Origin of the sequence: Halomonas sp. TP35, assembly GCF_052375975.1 — a bacterium.
GTDB classification, from domain to species: domain Bacteria; phylum Pseudomonadota; class Gammaproteobacteria; order Pseudomonadales; family Halomonadaceae; genus Vreelandella; species Vreelandella citrativorans.
This window is the reverse complement of record NZ_JBQSUZ010000002.1, coordinates 254,224-271,330: the sequence shown is the minus strand read 5'-3', so window position 1 is coordinate 271,330 and position 17,107 is coordinate 254,224. Positions and strand designations below refer to the sequence as shown.

At 54.7% G+C, this 17,107-nt stretch carries 13 protein-coding genes; 9 read left to right on the top strand and 4 right to left on the bottom strand.

Annotated elements, in window-relative coordinates:
• Positions 1-103: 103 nt before the first annotated feature.
• The 4 genes from ACT3RU_RS03965 to ACT3RU_RS03950 all read left to right on the top strand — a co-directional run bounded on the left by ACT3RU_RS03965 (position 104) and on the right by ACT3RU_RS03950 (position 5,128).
• On the top strand, positions 104-1,414 hold the full coding sequence (locus tag ACT3RU_RS03965) for a DUF945 family protein (protein ID WP_192526441.1): 1,311 nt from the start codon (positions 104-106) through the stop codon (positions 1,412-1,414).
• A gap of 376 nt (positions 1,415-1,790) precedes the next feature.
• Complete coding sequence (locus ACT3RU_RS03960) at positions 1,791-2,384, top strand: LemA family protein (protein WP_192526442.1); 594 nt, start codon at positions 1,791-1,793, stop codon at positions 2,382-2,384.
• Positions 2,385-2,415: 31 nt separating this feature from the next.
• Positions 2,416-4,368: a M48 family metallopeptidase gene (locus ACT3RU_RS03955; protein ID WP_192526443.1), complete on the top strand. Its 1,953-nt coding sequence runs from the start codon at positions 2,416-2,418 to the stop codon at positions 4,366-4,368.
• Positions 4,369-4,807: 439 nt separating this feature from the next.
• A complete protein-coding gene (locus ACT3RU_RS03950; RefSeq protein WP_087105642.1) occupies positions 4,808-5,128 on the top strand; it encodes a DUF1330 domain-containing protein in 321 nt (106 codons plus the stop codon).
• 54 nt (positions 5,129-5,182) lie between these two features.
• On the opposite strand, the gene ACT3RU_RS03945 is transcribed toward ACT3RU_RS03950, so the two are convergent.
• On the bottom strand, positions 5,183-5,887 hold the full coding sequence (locus ACT3RU_RS03945) for an FMN-dependent NADH-azoreductase (protein ID WP_192526444.1): 705 nt from the start codon (positions 5,885-5,887) through the stop codon (positions 5,183-5,185).
• A 117-nt stretch (positions 5,888-6,004) separates the two neighbouring features.
• On the opposite strand from ACT3RU_RS03945, the gene ACT3RU_RS03940 reads away from it, so the two are divergent.
• Entirely contained in the window at positions 6,005-6,910 is a 906-nt protein-coding gene (locus ACT3RU_RS03940; RefSeq protein WP_192526445.1) for a LysR substrate-binding domain-containing protein, read from the top strand.
• 127 nt (positions 6,911-7,037) lie between these two features.
• On the opposite strand, the gene ACT3RU_RS03935 is transcribed toward ACT3RU_RS03940, so the two are convergent.
• Positions 7,038-8,954, bottom strand: a complete 1,917-nt coding sequence (locus tag ACT3RU_RS03935) for a DNA topoisomerase III (RefSeq protein ID WP_483392503.1) — start codon at positions 8,952-8,954, stop codon at positions 7,038-7,040.
• Between the two features lie 84 nt (positions 8,955-9,038).
• Between ACT3RU_RS03935 and ACT3RU_RS03930 the strand changes: the two genes are divergently transcribed.
• Both ACT3RU_RS03930 and ACT3RU_RS03925 read left to right on the top strand, forming a co-directional pair.
• Positions 9,039-10,286 (top strand): ABC1 kinase family protein, encoded by a 1,248-nt coding sequence (locus tag ACT3RU_RS03930; protein WP_192526447.1) that lies wholly within the window; start codon positions 9,039-9,041, stop codon positions 10,284-10,286.
• 71 nt (positions 10,287-10,357) lie between these two features.
• A complete protein-coding gene (locus ACT3RU_RS03925; RefSeq protein WP_192526448.1) occupies positions 10,358-12,178 on the top strand; it encodes an SEC-C domain-containing protein in 1,821 nt (606 codons plus the stop codon).
• A gap of 41 nt (positions 12,179-12,219) precedes the next feature.
• On the opposite strand, the gene ACT3RU_RS03920 is transcribed toward ACT3RU_RS03925, so the two are convergent.
• Positions 12,220-13,581, bottom strand: a complete 1,362-nt coding sequence (locus ACT3RU_RS03920) for an AmpG family muropeptide MFS transporter (protein ID WP_192526449.1) — start codon at positions 13,579-13,581, stop codon at positions 12,220-12,222.
• 96 nt (positions 13,582-13,677) lie between these two features.
• On the opposite strand from ACT3RU_RS03920, the gene ACT3RU_RS03915 reads away from it, so the two are divergent.
• Positions 13,678-14,196 carry an FKBP-type peptidyl-prolyl cis-trans isomerase gene (locus tag ACT3RU_RS03915; protein WP_192526450.1) on the top strand — a complete coding sequence of 173 codons (519 nt, stop codon included), beginning with the start codon at positions 13,678-13,680 and terminating at the stop codon, positions 14,194-14,196.
• A 470-nt stretch (positions 14,197-14,666) separates the two neighbouring features.
• On the opposite strand, the gene ACT3RU_RS03910 is transcribed toward ACT3RU_RS03915, so the two are convergent.
• Positions 14,667-16,403 (bottom strand): proline--tRNA ligase, encoded by a 1,737-nt coding sequence (locus ACT3RU_RS03910; protein WP_441679339.1) that lies wholly within the window; start codon positions 16,401-16,403, stop codon positions 14,667-14,669.
• 237 nt (positions 16,404-16,640) lie between these two features.
• On the opposite strand from ACT3RU_RS03910, the gene ACT3RU_RS03905 reads away from it, so the two are divergent.
• A complete protein-coding gene (locus ACT3RU_RS03905; protein WP_192526452.1) occupies positions 16,641-17,075 on the top strand; it encodes a hypothetical protein in 435 nt (144 codons plus the stop codon).
• Positions 17,076-17,107 lie beyond the last annotated feature (32 nt).

The window sequence follows — 17,107 nt, the reverse complement described above, 5'->3', positions numbered from 1 at the left end:
TCGCTTTTTCTTTCTTTAATATCTAGCCATGAACTGAATTAGGAGTGGGTTTTTGTTTTTAAATACAGGATAATTAATAATCATTTTTATTAAGGATAGTGATATGCCCGCAACTTCCAAGACGTTAATTTTGACTGCTGCTGGCGTTGTAGTGCTCGGGGCAGGGGGATATATAGGCGCCCAAGCGGTGGTGGGTAATGAGGTGGAAAAAGCGCTAGCCCAAACCTTTGCGCAGTTGGATGATTCTGTTTCCTGGTACGCAAGCGACGTAACGATTGATAAATCGTTGTTCAATACAACGGCGACGGCAACGATCGGTGTGGAAGGTGTTGAAAACGCCAATGCCCAGGTGAATCTGCTGGTGGATCACGGCATTATCAATAGCCCAATTACCGGCACGATTCATCCCAACGAGCAGTTTCTACGCGGGGATATCGACGTTGATCTGGTTGCTACTCGCAGCGCCGTCACGGGGCAGCTGACGGCCGGTTCGTTAAGCGGCGTTGAGTTTGACGGCACTCTGCACGACCTGGTAGTGGATCTTGACCTGGAAGATGAAGACATTTGGAAGGTAGACGGCCAGGCCCGTGAAATTGTTGTCAATAACGAGAACGACTCGTTTCGGATTGTCTCGCCACGCTTTGAAAATAGCTCCCAGGAAGCGTCTAGCCTGATCCATCAACGCCTGGAAATACCCAAAATTGAGTTTTTGGCGCAGGGCGTCAATGTTTACATGGATGGCATTGAGCTTGAAGCCGAGTCTGAATCCGTGGGTGATAGCCAGATCGTCAATTCAGGCGGCCGTTTTAAGATGGCCGATATCGGCGCCGACGGCACCTCAATGGGCAGCCTGTCACTTGATATGGATGCCAAAAGCTGGGATATGCCAGCATTTCAGGCGCTTCAGGAAGCCTATGCACCGCTGGAAGCCATGCGTGCAGAGTATGAAGAGACCGGCGTAAGCGGTGATGAGCAGGAAGAGCGTGAACTACTGATCCAGTCTATCGAACGTGGCTATGATGTCCTGATTGCGAGCCCCTCGATCGCGTTCCAACCATTGGAAGCACACGTCACGCTGCCCATGCTGGGTATCGATTTTAATCCCCGCATTACGGCGGATATCCGCTTTAACGGTGACGAACTTTCCAAGGAGGCGTTATACAGCGCTTTATGGGATAACCGTTTGCCGTTACCCGAGCAGCTTCAGGCATCGCAAGACAGGATGAGCACACCGGAGGCGCAAGAGTACCTCCAAAACCGCTTGAGCCTGGATATTGGCGTAACGACACCTCCCCAGATGGTACTTTCACTCATTCCCATGCCTTATGCTCTGTTAATCGATCCGGACTTTGAAGAGCAGACGCTGACCTGGCAAGACGGCGTCCTGACGGTTAACGGTGAAGAAGTGATGTAAGCAAGGCTTGTGTTTTAACACTACGCCATAGGGGCTGGCGTAGTGTTAAATCAAGGATGCTAAATCAATGGTATAAAGATCACTGCACTAAACAAATTTGTACCGTATTGAAACTTTCGGTCAATGGAAAACATCCTTATCAGGCGATAACGCAGTGGTTGAATCCCGCTACCATGCAAGTACATGTGTTTAAAAGCCAGAACATCTGGTTTGATCCCTCGCCTTATATTAATACGGATACGATTGCTGTCTTTATCGAGCAGAATGATCCCCAGAAATATCACATGGATATAGAGTTTTTGCCTAAACCCGCCAAGTAAAGCCGTCAGGCCGTGATACGTAATAGTTTTTTTATTAACCACAGGAAGGATCAATTATGGTTTTAACTATCATTATCGTAGCGATAATAGCGGTTATCGCGTTCTACCTTATCGGTGTGTACAACCGACTTGTCTCACTGCGTAATCGTTTTCAAAACGCCTTTGCTCAAATTGAAGTGCAGCTAAAGCGCCGTCACGACTTGATACCTAACCTGGTTGAAACCGCCAAAGGGTATCTCAGCCACGAACGGGAAACGCTTCAGTCGGTGATTGAGGCGCGCAATTCAGCAGCGGCGGGGCTCAAAGCCGCGGCTGCCAACCCAGGGAGTGCCAAAGCGATGGCGGAACTGGGTGGGGCAGAAGGTGCGTTAAGCCAGGCGATGGGCCGGCTTAATGTGGTGATGGAAGCTTACCCGGACCTCAAGGCCTCTGAAAACATGCAGCAGCTCTCTGAGGAGCTTACCAGTACTGAGAACAAGGTCGCTTTCGCCCGCCAAGCGTTCAACGATGCCGTCATGCAATATAACACTTACCGCCAGAGCTTCCCTCCGGTGGCCGTAGCTGGCCTGTTGGGGCATGGCGAGGACGCTTCCTTCCTGGAGTTCGAGGACAGCGCCCAGATTCAGTCAGTGCCTAAAATATCGTTTTGAGGCGTTCTTGAACCCACAAGGATAGGTGTGTATGGATTTCTTTACGGCTCAGGACAACGCCCGGCGTAAAACCGGGCAGCTGGTTGTTTTATTGGTAGCGGCGGTAATAGCCCTGATAGCGGTCACCACTGTCGTGGTCGCAATCGTCGTGCGTTTCATGGGAGATGACCGAGGCAGCGTGACAGCGAATAACCTGTTGGCTGCGCTATCCCCAGAACTGGTAGCCGTGGTTGCGCTTGGCGTGGTGGCGTTAGTGGGGCTCGGCGGGCTTTTCAAGCGCTCTCAGTTGCGTCGCGGCGGCGGTAAAGTAGTGGCCGAGGCGCTGGGCGGACGAGAAATCAGCCCCAGCACCGAAAACGCTAACGAGCGCCGTATTCTCAACGTGGTGGAAGAAATGGCAATTGCCTCGGGCACGCCAGTTCCACCGGTTTACCTGCTTCAGGAAGCGGGTATTAACGCTTTCGCCGCCGGGTATGATACCAGCGATGCCGTGATCGGGATCACCCAAGGGGCGATCGATCACCTCAACCGCGAGGAGCTGCAAGGCGTGGTTGCCCATGAATTTAGCCACATCCTGCATGGCGATATGCGCTTGAATATGCGTTTGATCAGCGTACTTCACGGTGTGCTTTTGATCGGTCTTTTAGGCTATATTCTGCTGCGCAGTACGGCGACGCGTGGTCGAGCTGTGCGGCGCAACAATTCAAATGGCAAAGGCGCTGTCGTCGTACTTGCCCTGGGTGTTGCCCTGGCCGTCATTGGTTATGCGGGCACGTTTTTTGGCAACTGGATCAAGGCGGCAGTGAGCCGTCAGCGAGAATACCTGGCCGACGCCTCCGCCGTTCAATATACGCGTAACCCCAATGGCATCGGTCAAGCGTTAATCAAGATAGGCTCCCTTACGCAGGGGGCCAGAATAGAAGCCTCCCAAGCGAGCGAATATAGCCACCTGTTTTTCGGCCAGGGCATGAAGCTTGGCTTCACTCGCTTATTGGCGACCCACCCGCCGATACGCCAGCGCATCAAACGCGTTATGCCAAGCTGGAACGGTGAATTTAACGCGCCGCTCAGTGCGCCTTTTGACGGTGACATGGAAAAAGCGGGAGGTGGGTCAGTGGTTGGCTTTGCAGACACCCCCTCCGCCCACGCTTACTCCAGCGCAGCAACCATGAACGGCACCTCGGCCCGCATGGCGATTGCCTCAATGGGGCAACCCGGCCCACGCCATTTGGCCCAAGCGCGTACCATGCTCAATGCATTGCCTACGCGGCTCGTCGATGCCGCCCACGATCCTTATGCAGTGCGCGCATTAATGTACGCACTGCTGCTGAGCCAGAATATTGAGGTGCGTAAGCAGCAGCTGGCATCACTTCAGCAGACAGCCTTGCCCGATGTGTATCGTGAAGTCATGAATCATGCCGGGGACGTATTAATGCTTAGAGACCAGCTTCGTCTGCCGCTGATGGAATTGGCGTTGCCTGCATTAAAAAACCTATCGGTGGGTCAGGCGACGCATTTTCGACACTGCATGGTAGAGCTGATCAATGCGGATAGTCAGGTCAACCTGTTTGAATGGACGCTGTATCACTGGCTGGTTCATCACTTGGGCCTGGGCAAGAAAGATAGTGGCCCTGCTGTTCGTAAGCTGAGCGATCTACAGCAGGAGTGCCAGCTACTGCTCAACGTGCTGGCCAGGGCAGGGCAGAGTGATCCTGACAAGGTAAACGCCGCGTTGGATGCTGCTGAAAAAGAGCTGCCGTTTGCACTGAACGTAAAAAGAGAGGCCCCTGATATCAAAGCGCTGGGCCCCGCAGTCAGCCGCTTGGGTCGTTTACGACCGCAACAAAAGCCTGCTGTTCTGCAGGCAATGGCCCGCTGTATTGAGCATAGCGGGCAAATAAAGCCCGCAGAGGCCGAGCTGTTTCGCGTCATCGCCGATATGCTGGAATGCCCTATGCCGCCGCTGTTGATAGAGAGTGATTGAGCGTCGCCATTCTCAAGGCGGGGAGTATCCATAGTATGAATGAGGCAGAGTCCTTGAGCCGAGCGATTAACGAGAAGATAGTACTCTGCTCATACAGTACTGATTGGCCAACTCTGTTTGAAGAGGAACGGGCTCGGCTGCTACATCTTTTCAACTTCCATGGAATATAACGCCTCTACTGATCGATAGGCGTTGGGCGGCGAAATATAGGTTGGATAGAGAAGCGTATACAGCAGCAAAAAGGGACTTTATTTGCGAAACCCTGAATGGTGGCCTCTAACCAATACAGCAATGAAGCGCCATTGGTTTAATCAAAATTAAATTTATGGAGAGTTATTGTCAGTTAAATTGATATAGTGATAAGTGGGTTCGTTATTTAAAGTGTTTGTTCTAGGCTTTCGTTGTTTAGAAAATTATTTCGTCTAATCAAGGGGGGATGATGCCTGCCTACGCTGTTGCTCTCATTCGAGAAACTCGATTCGATCCTGAGGTTAAACAATATTTAGAGCGTATCGACGCAACGCTCGCTCCTTTTTCAGGTAAATACCTTGTTCATGGTGGGCCATACACGCCACTTGAGGGCGCGTGGGCTGGCGATCTGGTCGTCATAGAGTTTCCTACTATGGAACAAGCTCAAGGGTGGTATGACTCCGATGCTTATAAGGCGATTCGCCCATTTCGTACCCAGCATACCGAGGGCGATGTGCTGTTGGTTCAGGGCGTGCCAGAGGGGCACAAAGGTGCGGATATCCTGGGTTAGTGATACCCGCACCTCACGCGCCGACCTTGATAGTAAGAATGCTGCTTCCTGCTTTTAAGCCGGTTCAGATATTTGTGTGTCTCGCCATGTCATCACCTGCAACTCATCAACAAGCCGTTCGACTTTACTTATTGCGTCAGCAACTGACTTCGCCAATACCTCCCCGCCCACTTCCTGCCCCTCAATGGCGATATAGTGAATTTGAGTGATGCCAATAAACGCCAGTGCAGTGGCTAAATTGGGCTCCAGGTGGTTGATGTGCGCCATCTTTCCACCTAAATCAAAGCCTATCCCGCCTCTGGCGGTAAGAACAACCGCATGCCTTGGCCGGTCAGAAAGCTTTGGAACGTAAGGATCAGTCGGGTTACTCTCATCGATATCCACCGTTCGACCGGGGCGTACTACTTGGTCGATCCACGCTTTGAGGGCGGCAGGCATGCCGAAGTTGTAGAACGGCGTGCCGATCACTACGACATCCGCGGCGATTAACTCATCAACCAGCTGGTCGCTTTCTGCTAGTGCATCCTTCATCCAAGGTGCCCGCTGTTCTCCGGGCGTGAAAGCCGACGCGATCCAGTCGTGGTTGAGAAAGGATGGCGGGTGTTGGCCTATATCGCGATAGGTGATCATGTCTTGCGGGCGGCGTAATTGCCATTGTTTGGCAAACTGATCGGTCAGGTGACGGCTGTGAGAGCCATGATTGTCTGTTCCTGCAATCCCCGGGCGAGCGCTGGCGTCTATATGTAGGATATGCGGCATGGATAGCCTCCTTTTGAGTTGAACTCATCTATGCTTAACAACGGCTTCAGCTTAAGGCGACGTATGTAGCGCAACAAACGATCATTTCTTGCATATATAGATGAGTAAAATTCATTCATGAGTTCACGACGATTACCCTCGCTTTCGGCACTTCGCGCTTTTGAAGCCGCTGCTCGCCATGAAAGTGCCAAACAGGCGGCGCTGGAACTTTCAGTTACCGCCACGGCCATTAGTCACCAGATTCGTGGGCTTGAAGAGGCGCTAGGCATTGCGCTGTTTGTACGCAGGCCCAGGCAACTGGAATTGACGCCGCAAGGCCGCGAGCTGCAGCAGGTGCTGGAATCTTCATTCGACAATATCAGCAACACCATTGAGCGCCTGAGTACCATGCCCGAGCGGAGGGGTATTACGCTGACGACTACTCCGGTGGTGGCTGTGCGTTGGTTGTTGCCCTGGGTTTGCATACTTCGCGAATCTCATCCAGACATTGACCTGCGGATCCATGCGTCCCACGAGCCCGTTGCGTTAGATGGGGTAACCGCCGACCTTGCCATTCGGCATGGCGATGGACGCTGGCCAGGGTTAGTAGCCGAGAAGCTGTTTGATACCACGTTGATTCCGGCGTGTAGCCCACAGCTTGTTCAGCATGCAGGGGAGGATCTATCGAAGTATCCGTTGATTCACTTTCGACCCCAGGGAGTAATTATATCGCCCATGGATTGGCCGGGTTACCAGAAAACCGCCCAGATTCCAGGGTTGAATGTCGGCGCCGGGCTGGCTTTTTCTGACGAAAGCCACGCTATTTCAGCGGCTGTGGGTGGCCAAGGTGTCATGCTGATGAGCCGTCAGCTGATTGAAGATGAGTTGGCCGAAGGGCGCCTGGTACAACCTTTTGGCCCTGAACTTGAAGACCGCGCCTTCTTTTTGGCCTACCCCGAAAGCCGCCGAAACGATCCAACGATGTTGGCGCTTCGCGACTGGGTGATGGCAGTGCCTGGCAGGCTATCAACGTCTTCGGCTTGATAACATTCTGTATTTATACCGTTATCTTGATGAGGTTTTTAGAGCGAAGCCACAGCAGTGCCTACTTATACATATCAAGCTAGATAGAAGCGAGCTGGATAGAGTGCCCCCCCTTGCTTATTTTAACTTAGCTTTTTGTTTGCTTTCCGGCGGCACTTTTTCTTTTTGTATAACGCTTTTTTGGCTTACTCGTGCGCTTCGCCGGGCCGCCGGTTGCACCTTGGGCCGTTTGCAAACTCTGCCTGAGCTTTCCCGCATCGCTTTGATGAAGCAGGGCGCGAAGGTCTTCCAGCAGGGCCTGCTGAAAAGCGCCTGCATCATCCTGTTGTTCGGAAATGGCCCGCAAGCGCTGCTCCCAAAGGGCGGTGCGTTCCGGCGTGCTGACGGCGCTGGGTAGGGCGGTGATTAACGCGCTCCCCAGTTTGGTGGCACGTAGGGCTTTTTGTTGGCGCACCAGGTAGCCGCGTTGCACCAAGGTTTCGATGATACCGGCGCGGGTGGCTTCGGTACCCAGGCCATCGGTGTCCCGTAAGGTCTTGCGAACGTTCGGGTCATCCACGTAGCGGCCGATGTTCATCATCGCCTTGATTAGGCTGGCATCGGTAAACGGCTCGGGTGGACGGGTTTCTTTTTCCTCTACGCCTGCACCCAGTGCTTTGCAGTGCTCATTTTGGGTAAGCGGTGGCAGCGGCGGCGCTTCTTCTTTTGTGGTGAAAAGCGGTTTCCAGCCAGGGTCGAGAATGCTTTGACCGCGGGCACGGAACGCCTCGTTTAACAGCGTGAACTCGGCTTTCACTTCAAAGGTGCGCAAAGGGCGATAGAACTGGGCCATGACGTTGCGCACCACCAACCGAAACACGTGGCCTTCGGTGGCCGAGAGCTGACTGAAATCAGCAGGCTTTCCAGTAGGCGCCAAGGCATGGTGGGCACCCACTTGCTTGTCGTTCCACGCCTTTGAGCGCAGCGAGAAATCGGCACCATTCAGCCACTGGCTGAGCGTGTCATCATTTTGGCAGGCGCCGGTTAAGCTGCGCTGGGCAAGGGCCAAGTGCTCTTCGGGAAGATAGCGACAGTCGGAGCGCGGGTAGGTGATCAGCTTGTGCTGCTCGTAAAGGCGCTGGCAAATATCCAGTACCATTTGTGCGGAAAGCCCAAAGCGTCGGGCGGCATCTACCTGAAGTGCGGAAAGCGAGTAGGGCAGCGGCGGTGCTTGGCGTTTTTCCTGCTGGTCGAGCTTGGTGAGCTGGCCGGTAGCACCCGGCAATTGGGCGGCCAGCGCATCGGCAGGCGTGCGGTCAATCAAGCGGCCTTGATCGTCCAGCGGCTGGTTTTCCTGGGGCGCCCACCAGGCGCGTAGCTGGCCTTTTTCAACCTGTAAGTCCACCCAGAGCGGGTAGAACGGGTGCGGCCTGAAATCTCGAATGGCGTTATCGCGGCGCGCAATCAGCCCGAGTACCGGTGTTTGCACACGGCCAACGGAAAGTACACCATCGTGGCCCGCCTGGCGGCCGGTGAGTGTCCAGGCACGGGTCAAGTTGATGCCATACAGCCAGTCAGCGCGTGAACGCGCTTGCGCTGCCTGAAAGAGCGGCTGGAACTCCTGATTGGAGCGCAGTTTGGCGAGGGCGCGACTGACCGCTGGGCGGTTCAAATCGCTGATTAATAGGCGTTGAACCGGGCCACGGTACTTCAGGTGCTCGATCACTTCCTGCACCAGTAGTTGGCCTTCGCGGTCCGGATCGCCAGCATGAACAACATCAGTGGCCTGCTTGATTAACTTGCGAATCACCGCTAGCTGCCCACGCGCTTTATAACGCGGTGCCAACTTCCAGATGCCGGGCACGATGGGCAAACGGTCCAGACGCCACTGTTTATCGGCGGGGTCGTAGGCCTCGGGTGGGGACTGCTCAAGCAGGTGACCCAAACACCAGGTCACGGTGGTATCACCGCACACAATAGCGCCTTCCTGGCGTTTGGGACTTCCCGGCAGCGCTTCAGCAATAGCCCGGGCAAGGCTGGGTTTTTCGGCAATAATCAAGCGCATGCGAAGCGTGGCCTTAACGTCTGTTCGAGAAGCGCCTATGGTAACAGTAGCGGTGACTTATAGGGCAGGGCAGTGGGGATTGATATGCGCGAACGCGGTAGAACACGCAGGCTGATGGGCCTGGGTGCACGCACGGGTGGTGCGCTGCTTAAAACGCGCTTGGGCGGCCAAGCGGATTGGCGTGCGTTAGGTGAGGCGCTGTTCGAAGGGCTTTCCGAGCTTAAAGGCCCGGCAATGAAGCTTGCCCAAATGATGTCGCAGTGGGACGACCTGCTGCCGCCAGATTTAGCCGATGAGCTGGCGCGCTTGCAGCGCCAGGCAGAGCCAATGCCTTGGCCGCGTATCCATGAAGCCTTGGTGCTTCAGTACGGCGATATCCATAAGTATTTTACCGAGATTGAGGAGCGGCCTTTTGCCAGCGCTTCCATGGGTCAGGTGCACAAGGCGGTCACCCTTGAGGGCGAAACGGTGGTGCTGAAAGTGCAGTACCCCGGTTTGGCGGACGTGCTGGAAAGTGATTTAAAACAGGTGCGCCGCATTATCGGGTTGGGGCGTTGGTTCAAGGTGTCTCAGGCGCGCCTGGATGCGCTGTTCGAGGAGCTGGCGGCGGGGCTTCGCGATGAGCTGGATTATCAGGCTGAAGCAAATGCCCTGGCGCGGTACCGAGAGCGTTACCAGAGCGATTCGCGAATCATCATACCCAAGCCGCTGTTTGAGCTTTCGGGCCAGCATGTTCTGGCCATGTCTTACGTGCCAGGTACGCCGCTACGTGAGCTGGAAGGCGCCGATGATACAGTGCGCCAGAAGGTAGCCACCACGCTTGCCGACTGGATTACCCAGGAGCTGTTTACCCACGGTGAACTGCATGCTGACCCGCATGCAGGTAATTTTGCGGCAGATGAGCAAAGTCGGCTGATTATTTACGATTTTGGTGCTGTGATTGCGGTGCCCGAAGCACGTATTGAGGCGATGATGCATTTGCTCAGCGCCACGCTTGATCATGACCCCATGGCCATGGATGACGCACTCGTCAATTTGGGCGGCCGCCAAGGCCAAGGCGCACCGTTGGCGCTTTACCGCGAGACTGCTGAAAGTGTCTCTCCACTGTTTGAGCCGGGTGAGCAGGATTTCAGCGATGTGCGTGTGCACCGCCGCCTGCGTGAACTGTCGCCCAAAGTGTGGGCGGCGATGGACCGTTTGCAGCCCCCTGCGGATACGCTGCTACTCTCCCGAGCGCTGAATGGCCACTACTGGAATCTGGTGCGTTTAAAAGCGCGGCTGGATATGCACGCACGGACCGCGCCGCTGTTTGAGTGCGTAGCCCGACGATAAAGAGTTTACCGCTGCGGCCATGTGCACCTTCATGGTAAGCTATTGCGCTTTTAAACACAGTGGAGACGGCAATGCTAGCGGTATGGGTCGATCAGCTGCTGGGATTTGCCTCCAGGGCACTCTCGGCAATCAGGCAGCAAGAACACTATCCCGATTTTATGACCTGGGCACGCGATGAGGGCGCCAAGTCATTTAACGGTGATGTCGCCACCGCCCAGGCGCTGGCCCCTATTTTATGGTCACAAACGCCGTTGGCCAGGCTGGATTTTGCCAGTGAACCGCTGGCGACGCCAGGGCGTAACGAAGCTTGCTGGTGCGACTCTGGGCGCAAGTATAAGCAGTGCTGTTATCGCGTTGATTTCCCCACCGACATTCCAGAGCAGATGATGTGGATGTTGTCGCTGCGTGAATGGAAGGGCGCCACGCTGAAGTCTGCATTGGAGAGCCGTCAGGCGCCGCCGCAGGCACTGCTGGAAGCCGGGCTGATTGCCGCAGAAAGCGGCCAAACTGGCCGGGCGATGCAGATTCTAGAGTCACTGTTTGATGGCAGTGACTGGTCGCGGCTGCCAGAGCAGGCCGAGCCCGCCTTTGAAATCCTGCTGGATATCTATCAGGAGCGTGGCTTTACCCGCAAACGGGCAGACCTACTAGATGAAGTGATGGAGCGCGGGCCGCTGTTTTTACGCGGTGTTGCCCTTGAGCGGCTCTGTTTAATGCATTTGGATAATGATGATTTGGACAGCGCCCGGGCAGCCTTTGTCAAAGCCCAGCAGGCCCTGCCTGATTCGCCCACGCTTGCTTATATTGAGGCAATGTTGCTGCTTCATGAAGGCCATGAAGAAGAAGCCAAAGAGCGGGCTAATTTCTGGTATCGGCGCCTGGTGCGCCAGGGTGATCTTGACGAAGAGCAGTTAGATTTTCTTGCGGCACTGGCTGATAACCCCGGGGCGACGCTTGCGGATCAGCTGTTAAGCGCTGAAGAGGACCTGGCCACGCCGCTGGTATCCCTGCAAACACTGCTTGCTGTCCTTCCTACAGCGCCCAAGCTTGATATTAACACCGACTCGGAAAGCGGGCATTTGCATTATGTGACCACCGCCCGTGAAGCGACCCTGTTCGCCGCTTGGCATGAGCAGTTCCAGGTAATGGTCGATGAAGATGTGGCGCTGGGCTTTCGCGACGACCCGTGGGGCAATGCAGAGGAGTGGATGTCAGCGCTCTGCGCGCACCCTGAGTGGTTAGACGCGCCTCAGGTCGTTCAGGATGTCACTCTCGCGCTTACCAGCCGTTTTGGAAGCCTTCCGTGGATGGCGCCAAGCCTGCTGGAGCCGCTGGCGGTGCGTCTTTCACGTTGGCTGGAACAAGCCCGAGCCGCAGGTAACGGCAGCCTGTGCTGGGATGATGCTGATAATGCCATGCTGCTGCGTACAGGGTTGGCGCTAGTGGTCGGCATGGAGCGCGGCGCACGCCAGCATTCGCGGGAGCTGGCTGAAGAGTTGTTAGCCATCGACCAGGAAGATAGCCTGGGCCTTAAAGAGTTGGTGCTTGACCAGCTACTGCGCGATGACCGCAACCAGGAAGCGCTGGCACTCACTGAGGAGTCGGAAGACGATGATGGCTCACTGGTGCTTGGGTTACTAATGGGACGCACGTTGGCGCTTTATCGCTTAAACGAGCATGAGGCGGCCGAGGAGGCGCTTGGCGACGTCACCGCTCATAATCGTCACGCGCTTGAGATGATCTGTGCGGAAAAACCGCGCCCAGCGACACCTTATGCCGATGGCCAGGTGGACCCAGGTTCACGTGCTGAGGCGTGGCAGTACCGTACTCTGATGCGTGATCAGTGGCGTACCACGCCAGGTGCGCTTGAGTGGCTGGATAGCCACCGCTAACCCTCTACTTATGTACGAAAGCTTACTCTTCCCACAGCCGCTCAACGCGGCTGTGGGGTGGGCACCAGCTGCTTGTCGCGGCTAATCCAGATAGCCAGCAGAATGGCGGGTAACCCCAGCAGCGTAGCCACTATAAAGAACGTGACATACCCTTGGGCGCTAACCACTAGCCCGCCAAAGCCGCTTAAAAACTTCCCCGGTAGCGTCATCAATGATGAAAACAACGCGTACTGCGTTGCCGTATATGCACGTGACGTGAGCGTGGAGAGAAACGCAATAAACACGGCGCTTGCCAATCCATTGGCCAGGTTATCGCCGATGATGGTGACCACCAGCATGGGGACCTGATTGCCGATCAATGCAAGTACCGAGAACAGCAAATTGGTGAAGGTGGCGGCAACGGCCCCCAGTATCAGCACCGGCCCAATACCGTAACGTGCGACCAATAACCCGCCCAGAAGGCCGCCGCCAATACTCATGGCAATACCGAAGATATTGGTCACATTGGCAATCGTTGCCAGTGAAAAGCCAAGGTCGATATAGAGCGGGTTAGCCATCGATGCCATGGCAAGATCGCTTATTCTAAACACTGCAATGAACACCAGAATGCCCAGCGCTTTTACCCCATAACGACGAAAGAAATCGGTAAAGGGGCATACGATGGCGCCGATAAACCAGGCGCCCATGCGGCGTAGCACTTTAGGTTGGCCACGGCTAGCGCGAATAAACGCACGTACTTTGGGTTCATGAATTAACTGCACCGAGAGCGACGCTCGCTTGGGCTCGGGGCGAATCAGCACGGTGAGGACACCCACGCCGACGAGCGCCGCCATGGTTAAGTAGGCCACGTCCCAGGAAATGGCTGACGCTACATAGAGCGCCCCGGCGCCTGCGGCCAGCAGGCCACCCCGGTAGCCGATAATGTAGGTAGATGCCATGGCAGCCTGGACGTCGTCATCGGCGGACTCAATGCGGTAGGCATCAATCGCAATATCCTGGGTGGCTGAGCCAAACGCCACCAGCAGCGCAAACGCGGCTACCACGCCAAGATTGCCTTGGGGATTAACGCCTGCAATACCCACAAGCCCCGCTGCAATCATTGCTTGAGCCAGCAGCATCCAGCCTCGTCGCTGCCCGAACATGCGTGTGAGGACCGGCAGGGCGAGCCTGTCTACCACGGGCGCCCAGAAAAACTTGATCGAGTAGAGCATTCCTATCCACGCGAAAAAGCCGATGGCGGCGACGTCAATCCCGTCGCTACGTAGCCAGGCAGACAGCGTAGAAAAAACCAGTAAGAACGGTAAGCCAGCGGAAAACCCCAGAAACAGCATGGTAATAACAGGCGCCCTAAAGTAAATCGCCAGCGCGGCTAGCCAGCTACGCCGGGGTAAAGGGGTGGGCATATCGTTCAACTCCAGAAAAGACGTTGGCTTGAGCCAAGTGATAAACTGCATCAATGTTTATGACAATGTTGATAGCTTACCGGAGAGGAGTTTTCCATGTCGATCACGGCACATCAGGTCGTTACGTTGCACTATGTGCTTAGCGATGTTTTAAGCGATAAAAGTGAGCAGGTATTGGATGATTCACGGGCCCGCAATAAGCCCCTTGAGTATCTGCATGGCCACGACAATATCGTGCCTGGGCTTGAGCGCGCATTAGCTGGCCTAAAGGCCGGTGATGAAGTAACGGTGATGCTTTTACCTGAAGAGGCCTATGGCCTGCGCAATGAAGGCCTGGTACAAGAAGTTAGCCGTGGCTCGTTTGGTAACGCCGACTTAACGCCGGGCAGCCGCTTTCAAACCGAAGGTGAGGCCGGGCCGCAAATTGTAACGGTAGTGAGCGTGGCAGGAGACCGAGTTACCGTAGATACCAATCATCCGCTGGCAGGGCGTACGCTGAGCTACCAGGTAAAAATTCTGGAGCAGCGTGAAGCAACGCGGGCGGAACTGGCAAAAGGGCATCCGCTTCCACCGGGAACCGAGCATGCCAAGGTAGAGGATCGTAAAGTGCTTTAAGTTGAGCTGCGTTAAGCGCGTCTCAGCGTGGGTGTTTAAGGGCTGTATTAAAATGATTTAAAAAGGTTCGTGGCACCTTCTTAAAATTTGACCCAGGTCAGAGACTGATATACTGCGGCTCGATAAGATGATGACCAGTTAGCGCACAGAAGCCGCTTTAGGCTGGGGAGTTACAAGCGGTGTGTCAGTGACAAAAATGCGAGTGTTGGCACTCATTTTCTTGGTTAGTAGGCGCGTGGCGACGCCCGTTGTTGATGCAACGTGCCACGAAAGCAAATGCCTGCTAAGCCTTGCGTCAGGGGAGGGGGTTTACTTTAAGAAGTAAACTTCCTTTTTACCGGCCCACTGGGCCGGTTTTTTTTGTCTGCGACATAACGGTGAGTGCGTACAAGCGTTGTTAAGCCTAAGCGGTTGTTAAGTCGCGAGGATCACCGCCGCGTTGAGACACGGCGGTGGGACGAGATGCTGCTTTACTGAGCTGTGGGGTGCGCGCTGGCTTTTTCGAGCAGGAAATCGACAATATCATCTGCTGGAATCATGGTCGCTTCACTGTCACGGCGGCCCTTGTATTCAAGCTCGCCGTTATCCAGGCTACGGTCACCAATTACCAAGCGGTGAGGAACGCCCATCAGTTCCAAATCAGCAAACTTAACGCCTGGGCGTGTATCGCGGTCATCAAGCAGTACGTCCAGGCCTGCGGCTGTTAACGCTTGGTAAAGATGCTCTGACTCTTCGCGAACGCGCTGGGATTTATGCGCATTCATGGGCACCAGCGCGACCTGGAAAGGAGCAATTGCGTTAGGCCAAATAATACCGGACTCGTCGTGGTTTTGTTCAATCGCTGCTGCCACCACACGAGTAATGCCAATGCCGTAGCAGCCCATCCACGGATGGCTGGTTTTGCCGTTGTCGCCCAGCACGCTCGCGTTCATGGCTTCAGAGTATTTTTGACCTAGCTGGAACACGTGGCCGACTTCAATGCCGCGCTTGATCGACAGCGTGCCTTCACCATCCGGTGACGGGTCGCCTTCAACCACTTTACGTAAATCGGCGACCTGGGGCAGGGCAACGTCGCGCTCCCAGTTAATGCCAAAGTAGTGCTTGCCATCAATATTCGCGCCCGCGCCAAAGTCACTCATCAAGGCAACGCTGCGGTCAATGATGACCGGCATTTTAAGGCCGATAGGGCCTAGTGAGCCAGGTCCCGCGCCTACAGCAGCACGAATTTCTTCTTCGTTTGCCATGGTGAGCGGCGTCGCTACCTGAGGAAGGTTTTCTGCCTTGACTTCATTAAGCTCGTGGTCGCCGCGCACCAACAGCGTAATCAATCCGCCTTCAGCAGCATGAACCATCAATGTTTTTACGGTTTTTTCGATAGGGAGCTTAAACTGCTCAACCAGTGCTGCGATGGTTTTGGCGTTTGGCGTCTCTACAACGCGCATTTCTTCACTGGGCGCTGCGCGCTGTACATCGCTACCTAACGGTGCCGGTAAGGCTTCGGCTTTTTCCATGTTGGCGGCGTAGTCAGACGCATTTGAGAACACGATATCGTCTTCGCCGGAGCTTGCTAGTACATGGAATTCGTGAGAGCCGGTGCCGCCGATAGAGCCGTTATCCGCAATCACCGGGCGGAAGTCCAGCCCCAAACGGGTAAAAATTCGCGTGTAGGCGTCGTACATGGCCTGGTATGTCTCTTTCAGCGATGCTTCATCCAAATGGAAGGAGTAGGCATCTTTCATGATGAACTCGCGCGAACGCATCACTCCAAAGCGTGGACGGATCTCATCACGGAATTTGGTTTGGATTTGGTAGAAGTTAACCGGCAGCTGCTTATAGCTTGCTATCTCTTTGCGCACCAGGTCCGTAATGACTTCTTCATGGGTCGGGCCTACGCAGTAGTCACGATCATGGCGGTCTTTTACGCGTAGTAACTCAGGGCCGTACTGCTCCCAGCGACCAGACTCCTGCCATAGTTCTGCCGGCTGAACGGCGGGCATCAGTACTTCCTGACCACCGGCACGGTTCATTTCTTCGCGAACAATCGCTTCTACTTTACGCAGTGTACGCAGACCCAGCGGAAGCCAAGTGTACAGGCCAGAGGTCAGGCGGCGAATCATCCCGGCACGCAACATTAACTGATGGCTAATGACTTCGGCGTCGGCTGGGGTTTCTTTTAACGTAGCGATTAATAATTGGCTGGCGCGCATGGGAGATAACATTCCTTAATAGTATAAAAGCCGCTGGTTTAGCGTTGAATGAGGCTATTGTACGGCTTAGCGGTTAGCGCGGCAAAATAGTGCCGCCAGCATGCCCGTTATCCAGGGGGCTGTTTGTGTTAATATGAACGCGTTTTCACATGTGCTCGCGGGCAGTTTTCCTGTAAAGCTATCTTTTAAAGGTATCTTTTTGCCTGCGCGCTTTTTTGAATTTTTGAGAGAATCTTGATGAAGCAAACTGTACGCCGTTGGTTATCGGGAGCCGTTGTGGGCGCCTCCATTATTGCATTGACTGGTTGCGGTACCCTGTTTCATCCAGAGCGGAAAGGCCAATTAAGCGGCCAAATTGACCCGGTAGTGGCCATTGCCAACGGTGTGGGTCTTCTGTTTTTCATTGTTCCCGGTGTTATTGCTTACGCGGTCGACTTTTCAAATGGCACGATCTATCTGCCCAGCAATAACAGCGCTTCTGTCGATGTTCTACACCTTGATCGTGACTTAAATCTGGCATCACTGGAAAAGTTGTTGTCCGACAAGGCGGGCCAGCCGGTTAGACTGGAAAGCGAGCTGGTGATGATTGAAGAAATGAGCAACCTTGAAGAAGCGCTGGCAATGGTGCGGATGTCGGGTGTGATGGATGAAGAGCGTCTGGCGACGATGTAACGTTTAAAGCCCTGCATCAACAAACCTTCATT